General features: G+C 72.8%; 19 protein-coding genes. 15 read left to right on the top strand and 4 right to left on the bottom strand.

The window, feature by feature from the left end; all coding sequences use genetic code 11:
* Nucleotides 1-8 precede the first annotated feature (8 nt).
* The 11 genes from pafA to AB0G63_RS20585 all read left to right on the top strand — a co-directional run bounded on the left by pafA (nt 9) and on the right by AB0G63_RS20585 (nt 10,999).
* Complete coding sequence (pafA, locus tag AB0G63_RS20635) at nt 9-1,370, top strand: Pup--protein ligase (RefSeq protein ID WP_360752092.1); 1,362 nt, start codon at nt 9-11, stop codon at nt 1,368-1,370.
* 126 nt (nt 1,371-1,496) lie between these two features.
* The gene (locus AB0G63_RS20630; protein WP_360752090.1) at nt 1,497-2,501 is read left to right on the top strand and encodes an FKBP-type peptidyl-prolyl cis-trans isomerase; all 1,005 of its coding nucleotides are present in this window, start codon (nt 1,497-1,499) and stop codon (nt 2,499-2,501) included.
* A gap of 59 nt (nt 2,502-2,560) precedes the next feature.
* The gene (locus AB0G63_RS20625; RefSeq protein ID WP_324788739.1) at nt 2,561-2,932 is read left to right on the top strand and encodes an FKBP-type peptidyl-prolyl cis-trans isomerase; all 372 of its coding nucleotides are present in this window, start codon (nt 2,561-2,563) and stop codon (nt 2,930-2,932) included.
* Nucleotides 2,933-3,062: 130 nt separating this feature from the next.
* On the top strand, nt 3,063-4,016 hold the full coding sequence (locus tag AB0G63_RS20620) for a WYL domain-containing protein (RefSeq protein ID WP_360752088.1): 954 nt from the start codon (nt 3,063-3,065) through the stop codon (nt 4,014-4,016).
* Nucleotides 4,017-4,035: 19 nt separating this feature from the next.
* Nucleotides 4,036-5,127, top strand: coding sequence for a WYL domain-containing protein (locus AB0G63_RS20615; protein ID WP_360752086.1), 1,092 nt, complete (start codon nt 4,036-4,038; stop codon nt 5,125-5,127).
* Nucleotides 5,124-5,417, top strand: coding sequence for a hypothetical protein (locus AB0G63_RS20610; protein ID WP_360752083.1), 294 nt, complete (start codon nt 5,124-5,126; stop codon nt 5,415-5,417). Before AB0G63_RS20615 ends, AB0G63_RS20610 begins: the two co-directional genes overlap by 4 nt.
* Nucleotides 5,418-5,435: 18 nt before the next feature.
* On the top strand, nt 5,436-5,630 hold the full coding sequence (locus AB0G63_RS20605) for a hypothetical protein (protein WP_360752081.1): 195 nt from the start codon (nt 5,436-5,438) through the stop codon (nt 5,628-5,630).
* Nucleotides 5,631-5,892: 262 nt separating this feature from the next.
* Complete coding sequence (gene tatA / locus AB0G63_RS20600; RefSeq protein WP_360752079.1) at nt 5,893-6,180, top strand: Sec-independent protein translocase subunit TatA; 288 nt, start codon at nt 5,893-5,895, stop codon at nt 6,178-6,180.
* Nucleotides 6,181-6,230: 50 nt separating this feature from the next.
* A complete protein-coding gene (tatC, locus tag AB0G63_RS20595) occupies nt 6,231-7,181 on the top strand; it encodes a twin-arginine translocase subunit TatC (RefSeq protein WP_360752077.1) in 951 nt (316 codons plus the stop codon).
* 31 nt (nt 7,182-7,212) lie between these two features.
* Complete coding sequence (locus tag AB0G63_RS20590) at nt 7,213-8,103, top strand: diacylglycerol kinase (RefSeq protein ID WP_360752075.1); 891 nt, start codon at nt 7,213-7,215, stop codon at nt 8,101-8,103.
* Between the two features lie 85 nt (nt 8,104-8,188).
* A complete protein-coding gene (locus AB0G63_RS20585; protein ID WP_360752072.1) occupies nt 8,189-10,999 on the top strand; it encodes a DEAD/DEAH box helicase in 2,811 nt (936 codons plus the stop codon).
* A gap of 319 nt (nt 11,000-11,318) precedes the next feature.
* Here the strand turns inward: AB0G63_RS20585 and AB0G63_RS20580 are convergent, their stop codons facing one another.
* The gene (locus AB0G63_RS20580) at nt 11,319-12,269 is read right to left on the bottom strand and encodes an RluA family pseudouridine synthase (RefSeq protein WP_360752070.1); all 951 of its coding nucleotides are present in this window, start codon (nt 12,267-12,269) and stop codon (nt 11,319-11,321) included.
* Nucleotides 12,270-12,336: 67 nt separating this feature from the next.
* Between AB0G63_RS20580 and AB0G63_RS20575 the strand changes: the two genes are divergently transcribed.
* Nucleotides 12,337-12,918 carry a GNAT family N-acetyltransferase gene (locus AB0G63_RS20575; protein WP_360752067.1) on the top strand — a complete coding sequence of 194 codons (582 nt, stop codon included), beginning with the start codon at nt 12,337-12,339 and terminating at the stop codon, nt 12,916-12,918.
* 608 nt (nt 12,919-13,526) lie between these two features.
* Here AB0G63_RS20575 and AB0G63_RS20570 read toward each other — a convergent pair.
* The gene (locus AB0G63_RS20570) at nt 13,527-14,369 is read right to left on the bottom strand and encodes a siderophore-interacting protein (protein ID WP_360752065.1); all 843 of its coding nucleotides are present in this window, start codon (nt 14,367-14,369) and stop codon (nt 13,527-13,529) included.
* A gap of 101 nt (nt 14,370-14,470) precedes the next feature.
* The gene (locus tag AB0G63_RS20565) at nt 14,471-15,415 is read right to left on the bottom strand and encodes a 5'-3' exonuclease (protein ID WP_360752062.1); all 945 of its coding nucleotides are present in this window, start codon (nt 15,413-15,415) and stop codon (nt 14,471-14,473) included.
* Nucleotides 15,416-15,942: 527 nt separating this feature from the next.
* On the opposite strand from AB0G63_RS20565, the gene AB0G63_RS20560 reads away from it, so the two are divergent.
* Together AB0G63_RS20560 and AB0G63_RS20555 are read left to right on the top strand one after the other, a co-directional pair.
* Nucleotides 15,943-16,524 (top strand): XRE family transcriptional regulator, encoded by a 582-nt coding sequence (locus tag AB0G63_RS20560; RefSeq protein ID WP_324788726.1) that lies wholly within the window; start codon nt 15,943-15,945, stop codon nt 16,522-16,524.
* Nucleotides 16,524-17,243 carry a helical backbone metal receptor gene (locus tag AB0G63_RS20555; protein ID WP_360752222.1) on the top strand — a complete coding sequence of 240 codons (720 nt, stop codon included), beginning with the start codon at nt 16,524-16,526 and terminating at the stop codon, nt 17,241-17,243. Before AB0G63_RS20560 ends, AB0G63_RS20555 begins: the two co-directional genes overlap by 1 nt.
* On the opposite strand, the gene AB0G63_RS20550 is transcribed toward AB0G63_RS20555, so the two are convergent.
* Entirely contained in the window at nt 17,155-18,306 is a 1,152-nt protein-coding gene (locus AB0G63_RS20550; RefSeq protein ID WP_360752059.1) for a TDT family transporter, read from the bottom strand. The two genes, AB0G63_RS20555 and AB0G63_RS20550, sit on opposite strands and share 89 nt — an antisense overlap.
* Before the next feature lie 70 nt (nt 18,307-18,376).
* On the opposite strand from AB0G63_RS20550, the gene AB0G63_RS20545 reads away from it, so the two are divergent.
* Nucleotides 18,377-19,312 carry a LysR family transcriptional regulator gene (locus AB0G63_RS20545; protein ID WP_360752057.1) on the top strand — a complete coding sequence of 312 codons (936 nt, stop codon included), beginning with the start codon at nt 18,377-18,379 and terminating at the stop codon, nt 19,310-19,312.
* Nucleotides 19,313-19,573: the final 261 nt, after the last annotated feature.

The raw sequence follows: 19,573 nt of genomic DNA, 5'->3' as shown, positions 1-19,573 counted from the left end.
GTTCAGTCATGGACCGCCGCATTTTCGGGCTGGAGAACGAGTACGGCGTCACGTGCACGTTCAGGGGACAGCGCCGCCTGTCGCCTGACGAGGTGGCGCGGTACCTCTTCCGCCGTGTCGTGTCATGGGGCCGCAGCAGCAATGTCTTTCTGCGAAACGGCGCCCGCCTTTATCTCGACGTGGGCTCACATCCGGAATACGCGACACCCGAATGTGACAATGTGATCGAACTGGTCACCCACGACAAGGCCGGCGAACGCATTCTCGAGGGACTCCTGGTGGACGCCGAACGACGCCTGCACGAGGAAGGAATCGCGGGCGACGTCTACCTCTTCAAGAACAACACCGATTCGGCGGGCAACTCCTACGGCTGCCACGAGAACTATCTGGTCGCCCGGCACGGGGAGTTCTCCCGGCTCGCGGACATCCTCATCCCGTTCCTGGTCACCCGCCAGCTCCTGTGCGGTGCCGGCAAGGTGCTGCAGACGCCGCGCGGTGCGGTGTACTGCGTCAGCCAGCGGGCCGAGCACATCTGGGAGGGCGTCTCCTCGGCCACGACGCGTTCGAGGCCGATCATCAACACGCGGGACGAGCCGCACGCGGACGCCGAGCGCTACCGCCGTCTGCACGTCATCGTGGGCGACTCGAACATGTCCGAGACGACCATGCTGCTGAAGGTCGGGGCCACCGACCTGGTGCTGCGCATGATCGAGGCGGGCACGGTGATGCGTGACCTGACCCTGGAGAACCCCATCCGGGCGATCCGCGAGGTCAGCCACGACATCACGGGCCGGCGCAAGGTGCGCCTGGCCAGCGGCCGGGAGGCCTCCGCGCTGGAGGTGCAGCGCGAGTACTACGAGAAGGCCGTGGACTTCTGCGAGCGGCGCGGCATCCGTACCGGCACCGTGGAGCGGGTGCTGGAGCTGTGGGGCCGCACGCTGGACGCCATCGAGTCGGAGGACCTGGACCGCATCGGCACCGAGATCGACTGGGTCATCAAGTACAAGCTGATCGAGCGGTACCGGGCCAAGCACAACATGACCATGTCGCATCCGCGGGTCGCGCAGATAGACCTCGCCTACCACGACATCCATCGCCGTCGTGGCCTGTACTACCTGCTCGAGAAGAAGGGGCAGGCAACCCGTGTCTGCAATGACCTGAAGATCTTCGAGGGCAAGTCCGTTCCGCCGCAGACCACTCGGGCCCGGCTGCGCGGCGACTTCATCCGCAGGGCCCAGGAACAGCGCCGGGACTTCACCGTCGACTGGGTTCACCTCAAGCTCAACGACCAGGCGCAGCGCACGGTGCTGTGCAAGGACCCGTTCCGTTCCGTGGACGACCGGGTGGAGAAACTGATCGCCGGAATGTGAGCAATGCGTCGCGGACGAAGACCGCGACGCCACACGGGCGCCGTACGTTTTCCGTGCGGCGCCCTTGGCACGCCGTAGAGTTGCGCGCACGCCATCAACAAGATCGACCGATACGAGGCCTTCACCGTGCGCCGACGCTCCCTACTGATCGCCGTACCCGCAGGACTGGTCACGCTCGCCGGGTGCGGCGACGACTCGTCCAACTCGAGCAAGGCCGGCGCGTCGCCCTCCGCCTCGGCCGCCTCCGCGGCGCCGCCGCCGAAGATCGTCGACGGTCCGCTGCCGGCGATCACGGCGGGCACGAAGTTCGGCACCAAGCCGACCGTCGCCAAGGGCAGCGGCGACCCGTCGAAGAACCTCGCGGTCCGCGCGGTCATCACCGGCAGCGGCCAGACGGTGGCGGAGAACGACTTCATCCAGGCGGACTACCTCGGTCAGATCTGGAGCACGGCGAAGGTCTTCGACAACTCCTACGACCGGGGCACCCCGCTGCTGCTGCAGCTCGCCCAGGGCAGCATCATCGACGGCTGGCGCTACGGCCTGGCCGGCAAGAAGGTCGGCAGCCGGGTCCTCATGGCCGTCCCGCCGACCTGGGGTTACGGCACGCAGGGCAACGCGCAGGCGGGCATCAAGGGCACCGACACCCTGGTCTTCGTCGTCGACCTGCTGGCCACCTTCAACGCCAAGAGCTCCGCCAAGGGCAAGCCGGTCGCGCAGAACGACGCGGCCCTGCCCAAGGTCGGCACCAACACCGACGGCAAGGCCCCCGCCATCGACATCCCCAAGACGGCCGCGCCGAAGAAGCTGGTGTCCGCCTATGTCCTGGAGGGCGACGGCGAGGCGGTCAAGGAGAGCGAGGCCGTCCTGTGCCAGTTCCGGGGGATGGTCTGGGAGTCCGGCAAGGAGTTCGAGTCGACGTACGCGCAGGGGCGGCTCAGTCAGTTCTCGATCCAGCAGATGCAGCAGGTCGTCAAGGGGCTCGCGCAGGGTGTGACGGGCAAGAAGGTGGGCAGTCGGGTCCTCGTCGTCGTGCCGCCTTCGCTGGGGTACGGGGACAAGCCGCCGAGCGGCGGAGCCATCAAGAAGGGCTCCACGCTGGTCTTCTCCGTCGACATCCTGGCGAAGATGTGACCCTCCGGGGATGTAAGACTGTGCGTGTTGCCTTTCCGCAGACCAGCAGGAGCTAAGACGTGAGCATCGAGAAGCCCGAGATCGACTTCCCGGGCGGCGAGCCCCCGGCGGACCTCGAGATCAAGGACATCTGGGAGGGCGACGGCGCGGTCGCGCAGGCGGGCCAGACCGTCACCGTCCACTACGTGGGCGTGGCGTTCAGCACCGGTGAGGAGTTCGACGCCAGCTGGAACCGCGGTACCCCGTTCCGCTTCCCGCTGGGCGGCGGCCGTGTCATCAAGGGCTGGGACCTGGGCGTGCAGGGCATGAAGGTCGGCGGCCGGCGCCAGCTGACCATCCCGGCCCACCTGGCCTACGGCAACCAGAGCCCGACCCCGGCGATCAAGCCCGGTGAGACGCTGATCTTCGTGGTGGACCTGATCGCGGTCTGACCGCCGCCGGACCGGACACGACGGGCCGAGGGTCGCTGCCCGCGCGGGCGGGGACCCTCGGCTTTTGCCACGCTACTTCGGGGCGGTACGGTCGTCGTCGTCAAGCACCATAGGGAGGCGAAGGGCGTCGATGGCCATTGCCAAGGCCGAGCGGCTGATGAACCTGGCGCTGTGTCTGCTCGGGACGCGGCGGCCGCTCAGCAAGCGCGAGCTGCGTGAGTCCATCGAGGCCTATCTGGAAGCCGGTTCGGAGGACGCCTTCAGCCGGATGTTCGAGCGGGACAAGGACGACCTGCGCGAACTCGGACTCGTCATCGAGACGGTGGAGAACCTCGACGGCGAGATCGGCTACGTCGCGCGCCGTGACAGCAACCGCCTGCCCCCCATCACCCTCGACGCCGAGGAGGCCGCGGCCCTGGGGCTCGCCGCGAAGGTGTGGCAGCAGGCCCGGCTCGCCGGCGCGGCCAGCGGGGCGCTGCAGAAGCTGCGCGCGGCGGGACTGCCCGAGGAGGTGGACCCGTACGAGGCGCACGGGGCCCTGGAGCCGCGCATCCCGGTGCACGAGGCCGCGTTCGAGCCTCTGATGCTGGCCTGCCGTGACCGTCGCCCGGTCGTCTTCGACTACCGCAAGGCCACCGCCGCCCGTCCCGAGCCGCGGCAGGTGGAGCCGTGGGCGCTGGAGTGCTGGCGCGGTCACTGGTACCTGGCGGGCTGGGACCGGGACCGGGGCGCCGAGCGGGTCTTCCGGCTGTCCCGGATCACCGGGAAGGTGCGCAGCCGCAGCGGCCGGTTCACCGCGCCGGTGCCCGATGTCGTCACCGTCCGGGAGACCGTCGCGAGCTGGGCGGGGGAGACCGCCGACCGCAGTGCGCGGATCCGGCTGCGCTCGGGCGCCGGGTACCCCCTTCGGGCGAAAGCCACGTCCGTCCGGGAACTCGGCGACGGGTGGGACGAGTTGGAGATTCCGTACGGGCACGGGCTGGATGCCTGGCTGGTGGAGTTCGGTCCGGACGTGGTGGTTGTGGAGCCCGCCGAGCTGCGGGCGGACGTGGTGGACCGGCTGCGTGCCGTGGCCAGGGGCTGAGGGGGAGCGGACGAGGACAGTGGCAGGCAAACCGGTCAGGCCCGTCAACGCCATCGACCAGACCAGGCGGATGCTGTCCCTGGTGACGTATCTCAAGGAGCGTCCCGGGGCGCGGATCGAGGACGTCGCGCGCGCCTTCGGCATCACCGAGGACGAGCTGGTCTCGGACCTGGACGTGCTGCCCATGTGCGGCACCAGCTTCCGCGGCGGCGATCTGCTCGACATCGACACCGACGGCGAGCGCATCTGGTGGCACAACCCGGCCGCCCTCGCGGCGGAGGCGGCCGAGCCGCTGCGGCTGGCCGCCGACGAGGCCACCGCCCTGCTGGTGGCCGCGCGGGCCGTGGCCACCCTGCCGGGCCTGCGGGAGAGCGACCGGCAGGCGCTGCTGCGGGCGACGGCGAAGGTGGAGACCGCGGCCGGTGAGGCGGCCGGCGCCAGCTCCCGGCTGTCGGTGACGTTCGAGTCGGAGGGCGGCGTCTTCGCGGACGTCGACCGGGCGATCTCCGAGCGCCGCCGGCTGTGGATCCGCTACTACTCTCCGGCCCGTGACGAGGTCACCGAGCGCGAGATCGACCCGATCCGCCTGGTCAGCGTGGGGCACACGTACGTGGAGGCCTGGTGCCGGCGCTCCGAGGCGCGCCGTACCTTCCGGCTCGACCGGGTTGCCGAGATCAGGATCCTGGACGAGCCGTCCGCGCCGCCGGAGGTGGAGCTGCGGGACCTGTCGGAGGGGCTGGTGCAGCCGGCCGCCGAGGATCCTGAGGTCGTCGTCGAGGTCGGCCCGGGCGGCCGGTGGGTCGCCGAGTACTACCCGCACGACAGTGCCGATGAGCTTCCGGACGGCGGGCTGCGTATCACCCTGCGGACCCCTGATCCCGCGTCGCTGCGGCGTCTGGCGCTGCGGCTCGGGCGGGACGGCCGGATCGTGTCGCCGCGCGACCTCGCCGACAGCGCCCGGCAGGCGGCGCGCGAGGCGTTGGCGGCGTACGACGGGGCGGCGGACCGGGTTCCGGCCGGCCGGGCGGCTCACTGGCCGGGCGGCGCCGGGGACCTGGCGGGTCGCGTGGTTCACGACGGTCAGTACGACAGGCAGGAGCAGGGGCTGTGAGCGAGTCATCCACGTTCGAGGTGCGCAGCGTGTCGGTGGCGTCCGCCTTCGCCGGGATGCGCAGCGTGTCCCCGGTGGTGTTCCGAGCCTGCTGCCCGGACTGCCGGGGCAGCTTCGAACTCACCGCGGGAGCCCTGCGCCTGGCCATAGGCGCCACCAGCCGCACCACCTTCTACTCCTTCACCTGCCCGGACTGCGGCGCCGCGGTCCGCAAGCCGGCCGGGGAGCGCATCGTCGAGCTGCTGACCGGCGGCGGCGTGAAGACCCTGCGCCTCCACTCCGCCCTGTAGACCCTTGGGATCGACGTCATGTTCTGGCCGATGTTCGCGGTAGCCGTGGGTTTTGCGGGTCTCGCCGTTCTGGGTGTGCTCGCCGTGCGGGTGTTTATGGAGGCACAGCGGCTGGGGCGGCAGGTGGCGGACTCCGCGCACCGCATCAACCGTGCCGCCGAGGATCTGGAGCGGGCGTCGCTGAGCGCGGCGCGGGCTGTGGACTCGCTGTGAGTCCTGGGGTGAGAAGTCTGTAAGTCCGGCGCGCCGAGGCGTTTTGGGCGATTTCGGCCTGTCGCCGCGACGGGGGCGGCGGGTACGCTGCTGATCGCGGCCCGGAGAACGAGGCCCGGACCGCGGACGGGAGTACGCACGGGGATTGCCTCACGTTCACCCCCGAGCGTTACGATCGCTGGCAGCACGGCTGCTCGGACACCTGTCCGACCGGTCGGACAGCACCCCACCCCCAGCCGCCTCGGTGAGAAGGTAAAGACTTATGTTCGGAAGGCTCGGCGCCCCCGAGATCATTCTCATCCTCGTCGTCATCATCCTGCTGTTCGGCGCGAAGAAGCTTCCCGACATGGCGCGCTCGCTCGGCAAGTCCGCCCGCATCCTCAAGAGCGAGGCGAAGGCGATGAAGGAAGAGGGCAGCTCCACGGCCACCCCGGCCGGTCCGCCGAACACCGGCGAGCAGCCCCCCGCGCAGCGCACCATCCAGGCCGCCCCCGGCGATGTGACCAGCGCCCGCCCGGTCACCGAGCCGACGGACTCCACCAAGGCCTGATGATGCAGGGCCGGAGACCCCCGGCCCGCCGCACGAGATGAGGACGTGGGTTGCTCAAGTCTGCCCGCAAGAAGGAGAAGGACCCCGAGGGGCGGATGCCCCTCGCGGATCACCTGCGTGAGCTCCGCAACCGGCTCGCGAAGGCCATGCTGGCCATCGTCGTCGTCACCGCCGTGGCCGCCTTCTTCTACAACGACATAGTCAACGTCATCACCAAGCCGGTGCTGGACTCGGTCGGCTGCGGCAAGACCTTCGAGCAGCTGGCCAGCTCCTCGGACAAGTCCCAGCAGTGCGCGCAGATCACCATCAACGGTCTGCTCACGCCGTTCACGCTGGCGCTGAAGGTGTCCCTGATGGCCGGCGTGGTGCTGGCCTCCCCGGTGTGGCTGTACCAGCTGTGGGCCTTCGTCGCCCCCGGCCTGCACCGGCACGAGCGGAAGTACGCCTACGCGTTCGTCGGCACGGGCGTGCCGCTCTTCCTCGGCGGCGCCTACTTCGCCTACAAGGTGCTGCCGACCACGGCGAAGGTCCTGATCGGCTTCACGCCCAACGGCGTCAACAACCTGCTGCCGCTCGACGACCTGCTCGACCTCGTCACGCGCATGGTGCTCGTGTTCGGCCTCTCCTTCGAGCTGCCGCTGCTGCTGATCATGCTCAACCTCACCGGGGTGCTGACGGGCAAGCGCATGCTCGGCTGGTGGCGCGGCATGATCATGGGCATCACCGTGTTCGCCGCGATCGCGACGCCGAGCACGGACCCGCTCACGATGCTGGCCCTGGCCGGGCCGATCTGGGTGCTGTACTTCGGCGCGGTCGTCTTCTCGCTGCTCAACGACGGACGCAGGCGCCGCCGCGAGGCCGAGGGCCCCGCCGACGACGAGGCGTCGGAGCTGGACCTCACCCCAGAGGACATCGGTGAGATCGAGCCCGTCTCCGCCGGCCGCACCCTGCCCGAGCAGGCGAGCACCGAGCGCGTGAACGGTTATGACGACGTGACCTGACGAACCCCGGGACACCTCGTAGGGTCAGTCCGTGACCAGCGAGATCACCCTCTTCGTCAACCCCACCGCGGGCCGCGGCCGGGGCGCCCGCGCGGCGCAGCCGGCCGCTTCCGCGTTGCGGGCGGCCGGCTTCTCGGTGCGTACCGTCGTCGGTGAGAGCGCCGCGGACGCCCTCACGCGCGCACGTGCCGCCGTCGCGGACGGCACCGGCGCGCTCGTCGCCGTCGGCGGTGACGGTATGGCGAACCGGGCCCTCCAGGCCGTCGCCGGCACCCGCACTCCGCTCGGCCTCGTCGCCGTCGGCACCGGCAACGACCTGGCCCGCGCCCTCGGCCTGCCGGTCCGGGACCCGGCCGCCGCGGGCCGCCTGATCGCCGGCGCCCTCAAGGGCGCCGAGCTGCGCGACATCGACCTCGGGCAGGTGGGCGGCCACTGGTTCGGCACCGTCCTCGCCTCCGGCTTCGACTCCCGCGTCAACGACCGCGGAAACCGCATGAACTGGCCGGCCGGCCGCCTCAAGTACGACCTCGCCATGCTCGCCGAGCTGGCCGCCTTCCGCCCCTTCCCGTACCGGATCACCCTGGACGACGGCGCGGTCCGGGAGGTCGAGGCGACGCTGGTGGCGGTCGGCAACGGATCGTCGTACGGCGGCGGCATGAGGATCTGCCCCGGCGCCGACCTCACCGACGGGCTGTTCGACGTCACGGTGGTCGGGGACTGCGGCCGGGCGACCCTGCTGAAGGTGTTCCCGACGGTCTACCGGGGCACCCACGTCGACCACCCCAAGGTCACCGTGCACCGCGCGGCGAAGATCGAGCTGGCCGCGGAGGGGATCACCGGGTACGCGGACGGGGAACCCCTCGGGCCGCTGCCGCTGACCGCCCGCTGCGTGCCCGGCGCCGTGCGGGTCGCAGCGCCGTGAGCTGCGCGGATCACAGGTTTACCGGCGCTCGATCCGGATATTGATCGTCCTGTTGTCGGTGGGGCCCGGTACGCTCGAAAGCACGATGACAGAGGACCTCTCCCCGGCCGAGCGGTACGCGGCTGCCCGCAGGCGCGCTGCCGAACAGGCCACCGCGCTCGCCTCCTTCCGCGAGATGTACGACTTCGGCCTCGACCCCTTCCAGATCGAGGCCTGCCAGGCACTCGAGGCGGGCAAGGGTGTGCTGGTGGCCGCGCCCACCGGCTCCGGCAAGACGATCGTGGGCGAGTTCGCCGTCCACCTCGCCCTGGGACAGGGCAAGAAGTGCTTCTACACGACACCCATCAAGGCACTGTCGAACCAGAAGTACGCCGACCTGTGCCGCCGCTACGGCGCGGACAAGGTCGGCCTGCTCACCGGCGACAACAGCGTCAACTCCGACGCCCCGGTGGTCGTGATGACCACCGAGGTGCTCAGGAACATGCTGTACGCCGGCTCCCAGACCCTGCTCGGCCTGGGCTACGTGGTCATGGACGAGGTGCACTACCTCTCCGACCGCTTCCGCGGCGCGGTGTGGGAAGAGGTGATCATCCATCTCCCCGAGTCGGTGACGCTGGTGTCGCTGTCGGCGACCGTGTCGAACGCCGAGGAGTTCGGCGACTGGCTCGACACCGTCCGCGGCGACACCGAGGTGATCGTCTCCGAGCACCGGCCCGTGCCGCTGTTCCAGCACGTGCTCGCCGGACGCCGGATGTACGACCTGTTCGAGGAGGGCGAGGGCCACAAGAAGGCCGTCAACCCCGACCTGACGCGGCTGGCGCGCATGGAGGCGACCCGGCCGTCGTACCAGGACCGCCGGCGCGGCCGGGCGATGCGGGAGGCCGACCGGGAGCGGGAGCGCCGGCAGCGCTCGCGCGTGTGGACGCCGGGCCGGCCGGAGGTCATCGAGCGGCTCGACGCCGAGGGCCTGCTGCCCGCGATCACCTTCATCTTCAGCCGCGCCGCCTGCGAGGCCGCCGTGCAGCAGTGCCTGTACGCGGGCCTCAGGCTGAACGACGAGGAGGCGCGCGAGCAGGTCCGTGCCCTGGTCGAGGAGCGCACCGCGTCGATCCCGCCGGAGGACCTGCACGTCCTCGGCTACTACGAGTGGCTGGAGGGCCTGGAGCGCGGCATCGCGGCCCACCACGCGGGCATGCTGCCGACGTTCAAGGAGGTCGTCGAGGAGCTGTTCGTCCGCGGGCTGGTGAAGGCCGTGTTCGCGACGGAGACCCTGGCGCTCGGCATCAACATGCCCGCCCGCTCGGTGGTGCTGGAGAAGCTCGTCAAGTGGAACGGCGAGCAGCACGCCGACATCACCCCGGGCGAGTACACCCAGCTGACCGGCCGCGCGGGCCGCCGCGGCATCGATGTCGAGGGCCATGCCGTGGTGCTGTGGCAGCGCGGGATGAGCCCGGAGCACCTGGCCGGGCTCGCCGGCACGCGCACGTACCCGCTGCGCTCCAGCTTCAAGCCGTCGTACAACATGGCGGTCAACCTGGTCGAGCAGTTCGGCCGGCACCGCTCGCGCGAACTGCTGGAGACGTCGTTCGCGCAGTTCCAGGCCGACAAGTCGGTCGTCGGGATCTCCCGGCAGGTGCAGCGCAACGAGGAGGGCCTGGAAGGCTACAAGGCCTCCATGACCTGCCACCTCGGCGACTTCGAGGAGTACGCGCGGCTGCGGCGCGAGCTGAAGGACCGCGAGACCGAACTCGTCCGGCAGGGCGCGGCGCAGCGCCGCGCGGAGGCCGCCGTCGCGCTGGAGAAGCTCAAGCCGGGCGACGTCATCCACGTGCCGACGGGCAAGTACGCGGGGCTCGCGCTGGTGCTGGACCCGGGGCTGCCCGCCGGCCGGTCCAACGGCCACCGCGGCTTCGACCACCACGACGGCCCGCGCCCGCTGGTGCTGACCGCCGAGCGGCAGGTCAAGCGGCTGGCGTCGATCGACTTCCCGGTGCCGGTCGAGGCGCTGGAGCGGATGCGCATCCCGAAGTCCTTCAACCCGCGCTCGCCGCAGTCCCGCCGCGACCTCGCCTCCGCGCTGCGCACCAAGGCCGGGCACATCCCGCCGGAGCGGGCGCGCAAGAAGCGGTCCCAGGCCGCCGACGACCGCGAGATCGCCCGGCTGCGCACGGCGATCCGGGCGCATCCGTGCCACGGCTGCAACGACCGTGAGGACCATGCGCGCTGGGCCGAGCGGTACCACCGGCTGCTGCGGGACACCTCGCAGCTGGAGCGCCGCATACAGGGGCGCACGAACACGATCGCGCGGACCTTCGACCGGATCGTGGCGCTGCTGACCGAGCTGGACTACCTGCGCGCCGACGAGGTCACCGAGCACGGCAAGCGGCTCGCCCGCCTCTACGGCGAGCTGGACCTGCTGGCGAGCGAGTGCCTGCGGGAGGGCGTCTGGGAGGGGCTCGCGCCCGCCGAACTGGCCGCGTGCGTCTCGGCGCTGGTGTACGAGTCCCGGGTGGGCGACGACGCCATGGCGCCCAAGATGCCCTCGGGCAAGGCGAAGGCCGCGCTCGGCGAGATGGTCCGCATCTGGGGCCGGCTCGACGCCCTGGAGGAGGAGTTCCGGATCACGCAGACCGAGGGCGTCGGACAGCGTGAGCCGGATCTCGGGTTCGCCTGGGCCGCCTACATGTGGGCCTCGGGCAAGGGCCTGGACGAGGTGCTGCGCGAGGCGGAGATGCCGGCCGGCGACTTCGTGCGGTGGTGCAAGCAGGTGATCGATGTGCTGGGTCAGATCTCCGCGGCGGCGCCCGCGAGGGAGGGCTCGACCGTGGCGAAGGCCGCGCGCAAGGCGGTGGATCAGCTGCTGCGGGGTGTGGTGGCCTACTCGTCGGTGGGGTAGCCGCCGGCGGGCGTGGCGGGGGCGGGTCGTGCGGGTCGTACGGGTCGGCATTCTCCGGCCGGCGTATGCGCGCACTCCTCGCCGCCGACGCCGTCCCGGCCGGGTGGTTGCCGGGTGGTTGCCGTGGGAGCCGTGCCGGGCGGGCGTCCGCGGTGCGCGCCGAACTCGACGGTGCCTGCTCGGGGTTGCTCACCGTGACGGCTGCGGGTGGCGTGGTCGCCCAGGGGGCCGACCATGCTGCCCCTGCCGCGCTGCCCCGGTCGTCCGGCCCCGGTCGTCCGGCGCGGGGCCTGCGGTGGTTCCGGTGGCGGCGGCGCGGTCACCCGCCGGCCCACTCGCCCGGGCGGGACCAGGCGGTGAGCGTCCGCGCGCTGCGGAAGCGGTGTTCCGCCCCCGTGACCGGGTCGGTGAACTCCAGCGTCCGGGCCAGCAGTTGCAGTGGTCGCCGGAAGTCACCGGCCGGCACCGGGCCGGTCACCTCGGGATACAGCGGATCGCCGAGGATGGGCACGCCGAGCGCGTTCATGTGGACGCGCAGCTGGTGGGTCTGCCCGGTGGCCGGCACCAGGCGGTAGCGGGCGAGCCCGTCGGCCGCGCGGTGCTCGACCAGCTCGACGCGGCTGACGGCATTCGGTTCGCCCGGCACCTCACGGGCCGCGAGCACCCCCCGCTCCTTCACGATCCGGCTGCGCACGGTCCTGGGCAGGTCCAGGCCGGGATCGTACGGGGCTACCGCCTCGTACTCCTTGCCCACCCGGCGGTCGCGGAACAGCGACTGGTACGCGCCGCGTTCGGCGGGCCGTACCGTGAACAGCACCAGCCCGGCGGTGAGCCGGTCCAGGCGGTGCGCGGCGCCCAGCGTGGGCAGCCCCAGCTCCCGGCGCAGCCTCGCGAGCGCCGTCTCGGTGACGTGACTGCCGCGCGGGGTGGTGGCGAGGAAGTGCGGTTTGTCGACGACGACGATGTGCTCGTCGCGGTGCACCACCTCCAGCGGGAACGGCACCGGCACCTCGGCGGGCAGCTCCCGGTGGAACCACACGAACATCCCCGGCACGTACGCCGCGTCCGGCGCCACCGCCCGCCCGTCCGCCCCCACGACCAGCCCCGCGTCGAACATCCCGTCCACGACCCCGGCGTCCGCCGCGAGTCGTTCCGCCAGGTGCTCGCGCACCGTGGCCCACGGGCCCCCGGCGGGCAGCCGCACCCGCACGGCGTCCACGCCCTCGCGCTGGGGGAGGGGGGAGGGCGGGGGCGGCGTACGACGTCTCATCGTGGCCAAGCGTACGGCGGGGGAAAACCGGTTGGAGCCGCCCGGCCCGGTTGGCACGAGGCGGGCCATGCCCTTCCTGACCAGCCCCGTCCTCCCGGCCGGAACCCTCTCCGGAGCCCCGCAACCCGTCCTCGCCACCGGCGACGGTCTGCTGCTGCGCCCTTGGACGGCCGCCGATGCGCCCGCCGTCCACGCGGTCTTCCAGGATCCCCTGATGCACCCGTGGCATGTCCGGGCCGCCGACTCCGAGGAGGAGACAGGCGGTTGGATCGAGGAGTGGCTGACGGGCTGGCGCGAGGAGCGGGACGCCCAGTGGGCCGTCGTCGACGCGGACACCGACCGGCTGCTCGGGCGGGTGGCGCTGCGCGAGTTGCGGCTGGCGGACGGAACCGCCGAGGTGGCGTACTGGACGGCGGCCCCGGCCCGGGGACGGGGCGTCGCCGCGCGGGCCACCACCGCCCTCGCCCACTGGGCGCTCGACGAGATCGGCTTCCACCGCCTGGAACTGCTGCACGCGGTCCGCAACGAGGCGTCCTGCCGGGTGGCCGCGAAGGCCGGCTTCGCCGCGGAGGGAACCAAGCGCAGTGCCGCCCTGCACGCGGACGGCTGGCACGACATGCACCTGCACGCCCGCGTGCGGGGCGACTGAGCCGGGCGGCGACTGATCCTCGGGTCGCCCGCATCCCGCCCGCCGACATCGGCGGCTCTCGACGCCGGCGAGATCCCGGCAGCCTGGGGGCACGGGCGGGCGCGGGCAACCGGGCGCGAGCAGCCGGGCGCGAGCAGCCTGGCCGGGCGACTGGCGTGATGAGCGGCGGCGCTCCACCCCTCGGCTGGTCGCCGGCGGCGGGGGAGCGCTGCGGGCGTGGTGCCCTCGCGGGGCGCTCACGGCCTCGGCCCGCATGCGGCACGAAGCGGCGCCGGCGGCGGGGCCGCATGCGGCACGCAGCGTGCGCGTCGGCAGGGCCGGCAAGCGGCGCGAAGTGGCCCGCGCCGACGGCATGGGCCGCACCCGGTATCGGGTGGCCCATGCCGGCAGGGGCCTCCCGCGGCACGAAGTGGCCCGCGCCGGCGGCGGGGCCCGTATGCGGTGCGTGACGTCCCGCGCGGCACGGCCCGCGTACGGCACGGAGCGTCACGCTTCCCGCAGCAGGTGCCGTTCACGCGGTATGGAGTTGCCCGCGTCGGCAGCAGGCGTCGTATGCCGTACGGAGTGGACCGCGCCGCGCCGGGGGCACGGGCCGCTGCGGGTACGGATCACGCGGCGGGCGCGCCCTCCTGCTCCGCCTCGATGCGCGCGTTCCAGTCCCGCTTGGAGGCCTGCCAGCCGTCCTCGTTGTGGCCGAGGCGCCAGTAGCCGGAGATCGACAGATCCTCCCGCGCGATCTCCCGCTCGACCCGCAGCAGACGCCGCAGCTCCTTCACGAAGTGCGCCTCGCCGTGCACGAAGGCGTGCACCCGGCCCTCGGGGAACCGGAGCGCCCGTACGGCCTCCACCAGCGCCTCGCCGACCGGCCGGTCCCCGCGGTGCAGCCAGACGACCTCCACGCCGGAGTCGATCTTCTGCTCCTCCTCGGGGCCGGAGACCTCGATGAAGGCGTGCGCCGTCGCGTCGGCGGGCAGCGCCTCCAGGGACCGGGCGATCGCGGGCAGCGCGCTCTCGTCCCCGGCGAACAGGTGCCAGTCGGCGTCCGGGTCGGGGGTGTAGGCGCCGCCGGGGCCGAGGAAGCGCACGGTCTCGCCCGGGCGCACGTTCGCCGCCCACGGGCCGGCCAGGCCCTCGTCGCCGTGGATCACGAAGTCCAGCGTCAGCTCGCGGTGGACCGGGTCCCAGGCCCGCACGGTGTAGGTGCGGGTGACCGGCCACTGCTCCCGCGGCAACTCCGCCCGGATCCGCTCCACGTCGAAGGGCTCCGGATAGCTCACGCCCTCCGGCGCGAACAGCAGTTTCACGTAGTGGTCGGTGCAGGTGTCGGCCGAGAAACCGTCCAGACCCTCGCCGCCGAGCACCACCCGCTGCATGTGCGGGGTCAGCCGCTGGGTACGGACGACCTGAGCGGTGCGGGGCTTCCGCGGCCTGCGGTCCGGTCGATCTGCCATGGAGGCCTCCCTGTTCCGAGCTTAGGTTTGCCTAAGTTAGCACCTTTGTCCAGTGAACACCCTTTCCGTGAGGACCCGATGAACGGCCGCCGCCGCCCGTCTCACGACCCGAGCGTCGTCAGCAGCCGCCGCAGCGATCCGCCCAGTCCCCAGCGTGCGTCCAGCGCCTCCAGCGCGGCCGGGTCCCGCGGTGCGCGCGGCAGCGTCGTGTCGACGTCGGGCAGCGGTACGTCGGCGGCGACCCGGACGACTTTCGGCGCCACCGCGAGGTACGGCCGGGCCTCGTCGAGCCGCCCCCGCTGCGACGGCGTGAGCTTCGCCTTCGGGTCGTCCACCGCGGCCATGATCCCGGCCAGGTCGCCGAACTGGGCGAGCAGTTTCGCGGCCGTCTTCTCGCCGATGCCGGGCACGCCCGGCAGGCCGTCGCTCGGGTCGCCGCGCAGCAGCGCCAGGTCCGCGTACCCGCTGCCGCTCACCCCGTACTTGTCGCGCAGCAGCGCCTCGTCGGTCAGCTGCAGCGAGCCGACGCCCTTGAGCGGATACAGCACCCGCACCCCGCGCGCGTCGTCGACCAGCTGGTAGAGGTCGCGGTCGCCGGTGACGATGTCGACCGGGCCCTCGGCCCGGGCGGTGAACGTGCCGATCACGTCGTCCGCCTCGTACCCGGCGACCCCCACGCGCGCGACGCCCAGCGCGTCCAGGACCGCCTCGATGACCGGCACCTGCGGCGAGAGCGTGTCCGGCACCTCCTCCTCGTCCGGCCCCGCCTCGTGCTCCTCGGCGACGCGGTGTGCCTTGTAGGAGGGGATGAGGTCGACCCGCCATCGCGGGCGCCAGTCGGCGTCCATGCAGGCCACCAGGTGCTCGGGGCGGTGGTCCTGCACCAGGCGGTCGATGAATTCGAGCAGCCCGCGCACGGCGTTCACCGGCGTGCCGTCCGGGGCCTTCACCGACTCCGGGACGCCGAAGAAGGCACGGAAATAGAGGGAGGCGGTGTCGAGAAGCATCAGTCGTCCGGTCACGCCTCGCATCATGCCGTACGGCACCGACAGTCACCCGATGGCGAGCCAGCCCCCGCCCGCGGCCCCCGCCCGCGGCCACCACCTGCGGCCACGGTTCGCGGCCACCACCTGCGGCCACCACCTGCGGCCCCGACTGCGGGCGCCGTCATAAGGGAGGACCCTGTAAGGAGGAGTCGTGATGAGATGAGTCGTATCCCGGTGCCCCGGCCACCGTCCGCGCGTACGGTTGAGATCCGGCCAACCACGGAGCGCCACGCGGTCGCCCCGGTCCGGAGATCCGCGGGGAGCGCGGACGACCGCACGTGGCGCGGCCCGCGGGCCGTCCGGCCCCGCTGGTCAGCCTCTTCGGCCCCGGGCGGTCCCGCGGTGGGGCGGTCCGCCGGGAGCACGCGCGGAACTCATCCGCCGGGGAGCGGTGGCGCGTTGCACGCCCGCCGTCCTCACAGGTATGTGACGAGCAGGTGAAACAGTTTGCCGAACATGCGTAAGGTGCAGAGAACTCATCAGGACCATGGCCGTCACGGACCGACGAGGCGAAGGAGGGAGCTGAGATGGGCGACCACAAGGACGACCACAAGGACCAGCCCCTGCGAGTGGGCGCGGCCGTGCGGCGCCGGCGCCGGGCGCTCGAGCTCACCCTCGCCGTCGTGGCCCAGCGCAGCGGTCTGTCCGTGCCGTTCCTGAGCCAGATCGAGAACGACCGGGCGCGGCCGAGTCCGACCTCCCTGGAGAAGGTCGCCGACGCCCTGCGCACCACCGCCGTCGAGCTCCTCGCCGCCGCGGACCCGGCCTGCAGTGTCGACGTCGTGCGCGCCGAGGGCGTCGAGACCGGGCCCGAACCGCGCATGCGCTCCCTGGTGCGCGGCCACCACCAGATGCACGCGCAGGAGTTCACCGGGGACCATGACGCGGGCCGCGAGTTCCAGTACCGCAACGACCAGTTGATGTACGTCGCCGACGGCGCCGTGGAGATCGAGGCGGAGGGCCGTGCCTACCGGCTCGGCCGGGGCGACACGCTCTACCTGACGGGCGGGGTGCGCCACCGGTGGCGGGCCACGGTGGCGGACACCCGCCTGATCGTCGTCGCGGTGGCCGAGCACATCGAGGCGGTCCGGGGCCGGTCGCGTCGGTGATCCGGGTCGTCTCCCTCGTCCCGTCGCTCACGGAGGCCGTGGCGGTCTCGGCGCCGGGGGCCCTGGCCGGCGTCACGGACTGGTGTACGCACCCGCCGGACCTGGCCGTCGCCCGCGTCGGCGGCACCAAGAACCCCGACGTCGAGCGGATCGTCGCCCTCGCCCCCGACCTGGTGATCGCCAACGAGGAGGAGAACCGCGCACCCGACCTGGCCGAGCTGCGCACGGCGGGCGTCGAGGTTCTGGTCACCGAGGTACGCGACGTCCCGCAGGCCTTCGCAGAGCTGGCCCGGGTGCTGGCGGCGTGCGGTGTCCGGGCCCGGCCGCGCTGGCTGGACGAGGCCGAGCGGACGTGGGCGGCGCTGCCGTCGCCGGAGCGCCGCACGACCGCGGTCGTCCCCGTCTGGCGCCGGCCCTGGATGGTGCTGGGCCGCGACACCTTCGCCGGTGACGTCCTCTCCCGCCTCGGGGTGGACCACCTGTACGCGGCCCACCCCGACCGCTACCCCCGCGTGCCCGTCGAGGAACTGCGGGCGGCCGCCCCGGACGTCGTCGTCCTGCCGGACGAGCCGTACCGCTTCACGGCCGACGACGGCCCCGAGGCCTTCCCGGAGCTGGTCTGCGCCCTGGTCAGCGGACGGCACCTGACGTGGTACGGGCCGTCGCTGGCCGAGGCGCCGACGGTGCTGGGCGGGGCCCTGCGAGCAGCTCACCGCTGACCACGCCGCGCGCCGTGAGCACGGCGGCGGTGGCCCAGGCGGCGACGAGGAGGCCGTACAGGGCCACCGCGAGCCCGTCGTACACGGCCAGCCCGGTGTGCCGGTCCAGCGCCTCGGCCCCGGTGACGCAGGTGCCGACGGGGAAGGTGAAGGACCACCACGTCATCGTGAACCCCATCCCGTGCCGCCGCGCCCGCACCACGTGGGCGGCGGCGAAGGCGCACCACAGCAGCGCGAAGCCCATGACGGGCACCCCGTACAGGACGGCGAGGACGGTGAACCCCGCACGGTACGGGTCCGCCACGGTGCCGGGCGCCACGTCCGCGAACGCGCCGACGGCGGTGGTCGACTGCCCGAGCGGCCCGAGCACCAGGAACAGCGTGGGCGTGAGGGCGAGGGGCAGCGGCCCGCCGCTGATCAGCCGGGCGAACAGGGCGGGCAGCACGGCCAGGGTGGCCAGCAGGCTCAGCCCGAACATCGCGAAGCAGGCCAGGAGCAGGGTCTCGCGGGGCTGGCCGGCGGGCAGGTACGGCACGAGGCGCGGCCCGAGTGCGGCGGACACAATGGGCGCGACGAGGGGCAGCAGCCACACGGGCGAGACCTGTCCCGGCCCGGTCTCGTGGCGTACGGCCATCAGATAGGGAACGGCGACGGCGGCCGTGAGCCCCACGGCCGTCCCGGCGGTGAACAACGCCGCGTCCAGGGCGACCGCGTTCCGCTCGCCGATCCAGTCCCGGCCGACGGCGACCGCGCCGCCGCCGACCGCCAGCAGGGCCATGGCCAGGCATCCGTAGAAGGGCACCGTCGCCGGGTCGAGGAGGTGGGCGCGGGCCTGGTCGCGGTGGTGGGCCCAGTGCAGGGCGCGGGCGGCGAGCAGCGTCACCAGGAGCACGAGGGACAGCGCCCAGACGGCGGCGCAGGCGGTGCGCAGGCCGGGGACGCGGCCGGGCAGCCCGGCTCCCGCCGTGGCGACCACGGCGGTGCCCATGACGGCGGCGTACCAGTTGGGCCCGAGGTGGCGGACGGCACGGGCGCGCGGGGGAAGCGGAACTGCGGTGACCATGTCCTCATCGTCCTGTGGCCGGACGCCCGCCACCAGGGACCACCTCTCTATCAGGACATAAGCTGGGGTTATGAGCGATATGGCTGAGCCGTCCGGCACCCGTTCCGTGCCGGGCGGGTCACTCGCGCACCGGGTGCCGGACCTCGGGGCGCTGGAACTGCTGCTGGCGGTGGCACGGCTCGGCAGCCTCGGCGGGGCGGCCCGCGAGGTCGGCATCAGCCAGCCGGCGGCCAGCAGCCGGATCCGGTCGATGGAACGCCAGCTGGGCGTGGCCCTCGTCGACCGTTCGCCGCGCGGCTCCCGGCTCACGGACGCCGGGGCGCTGGTGACGGACTGGGCGCGGCGGATCGTCGAGGCGGCCGAGGCCTTCGACGCGGGGGCGCAGGCGCTGCGCGACCGGCGCGACTCGCGCCTGACGGTGGCGGCCAGCATGACGATCGCCGAGTACCTGCTGCCGGGCTGGCTGCTCGCGCTGCGGGCCCAGTGGCCGGACACGGCGGTGTCCCTGCTGGCGGGCAACTCGGCGACGGTCGCCGAGCGGCTGCTGTCCGGCGAGGCGGACCTGGGGTTCGTGGAGGGCGTGAGCGTGCCGCCCGGCCTGGACTCCGCGGTCATCGCCCGCGACCGGCTCATCGTGGTGACGGCGCCCGGCCACCCGTGGGCCCGCCGCCGACGGCCGCTGGAGGCCCCGGAGCTGGCGGCCACCGCCCTGATCCTGCGGGAGAAGGGCTCGGGGACGCGGCAGGTGCTGGACGCCGCGCTGGGCGAACCGGCCCGGCCGCTGATCGAGCTGTCGTCCACGACGGCGGTGAAGGCGGCCGTGGTGAGCGGCGCCGGACCGGCGGTCCTCAGCGAACTCGCCGTGGGCGAGGAACTGGCGATGCGGCGACTGGTGCGCGTCCCGGTCCAGGGCGTCGCCCTGGCCCGGGACCTGCGCGCGGTGTGGCCGACGGGCCACCGCCCGACGGGCCCGGCGAGAGAACTGCTGTCCCTGACACGGGGCTGAACGGCGGCTCCGGGGCCGACGACGAGTGCGGGGTGAGCGGCAGGCGCCGCCGGCCTCGGCGGGCGCGCCAGGAGCGACCCGGCCCATGGGGCCCGCCCGCTGGTGACCGCAACGGCTGGGTCCGGCCTTGCGGCCTTGCGGCCTTGCGGCCTGCGGCTTTCCGGCCTGCGGCCTTGCGGCCTGCGGCTTTCCGGCCTGCGGCCTTGCGGCCTGCGGCTTTCCGGCCTGCGGCCTTGCGGCCTGCGGCTTTCCGGCCTGCGG

This window comes from Streptomyces sp. NPDC020996 (genome assembly GCF_040641355.1).
Taxonomy (GTDB): domain Bacteria; phylum Actinomycetota; class Actinomycetes; order Streptomycetales; family Streptomycetaceae; genus Streptomyces.
The sequence above is the reverse complement of the archived record's forward strand: the minus strand, read 5'-3'. Positions and strand labels throughout refer to the sequence as shown.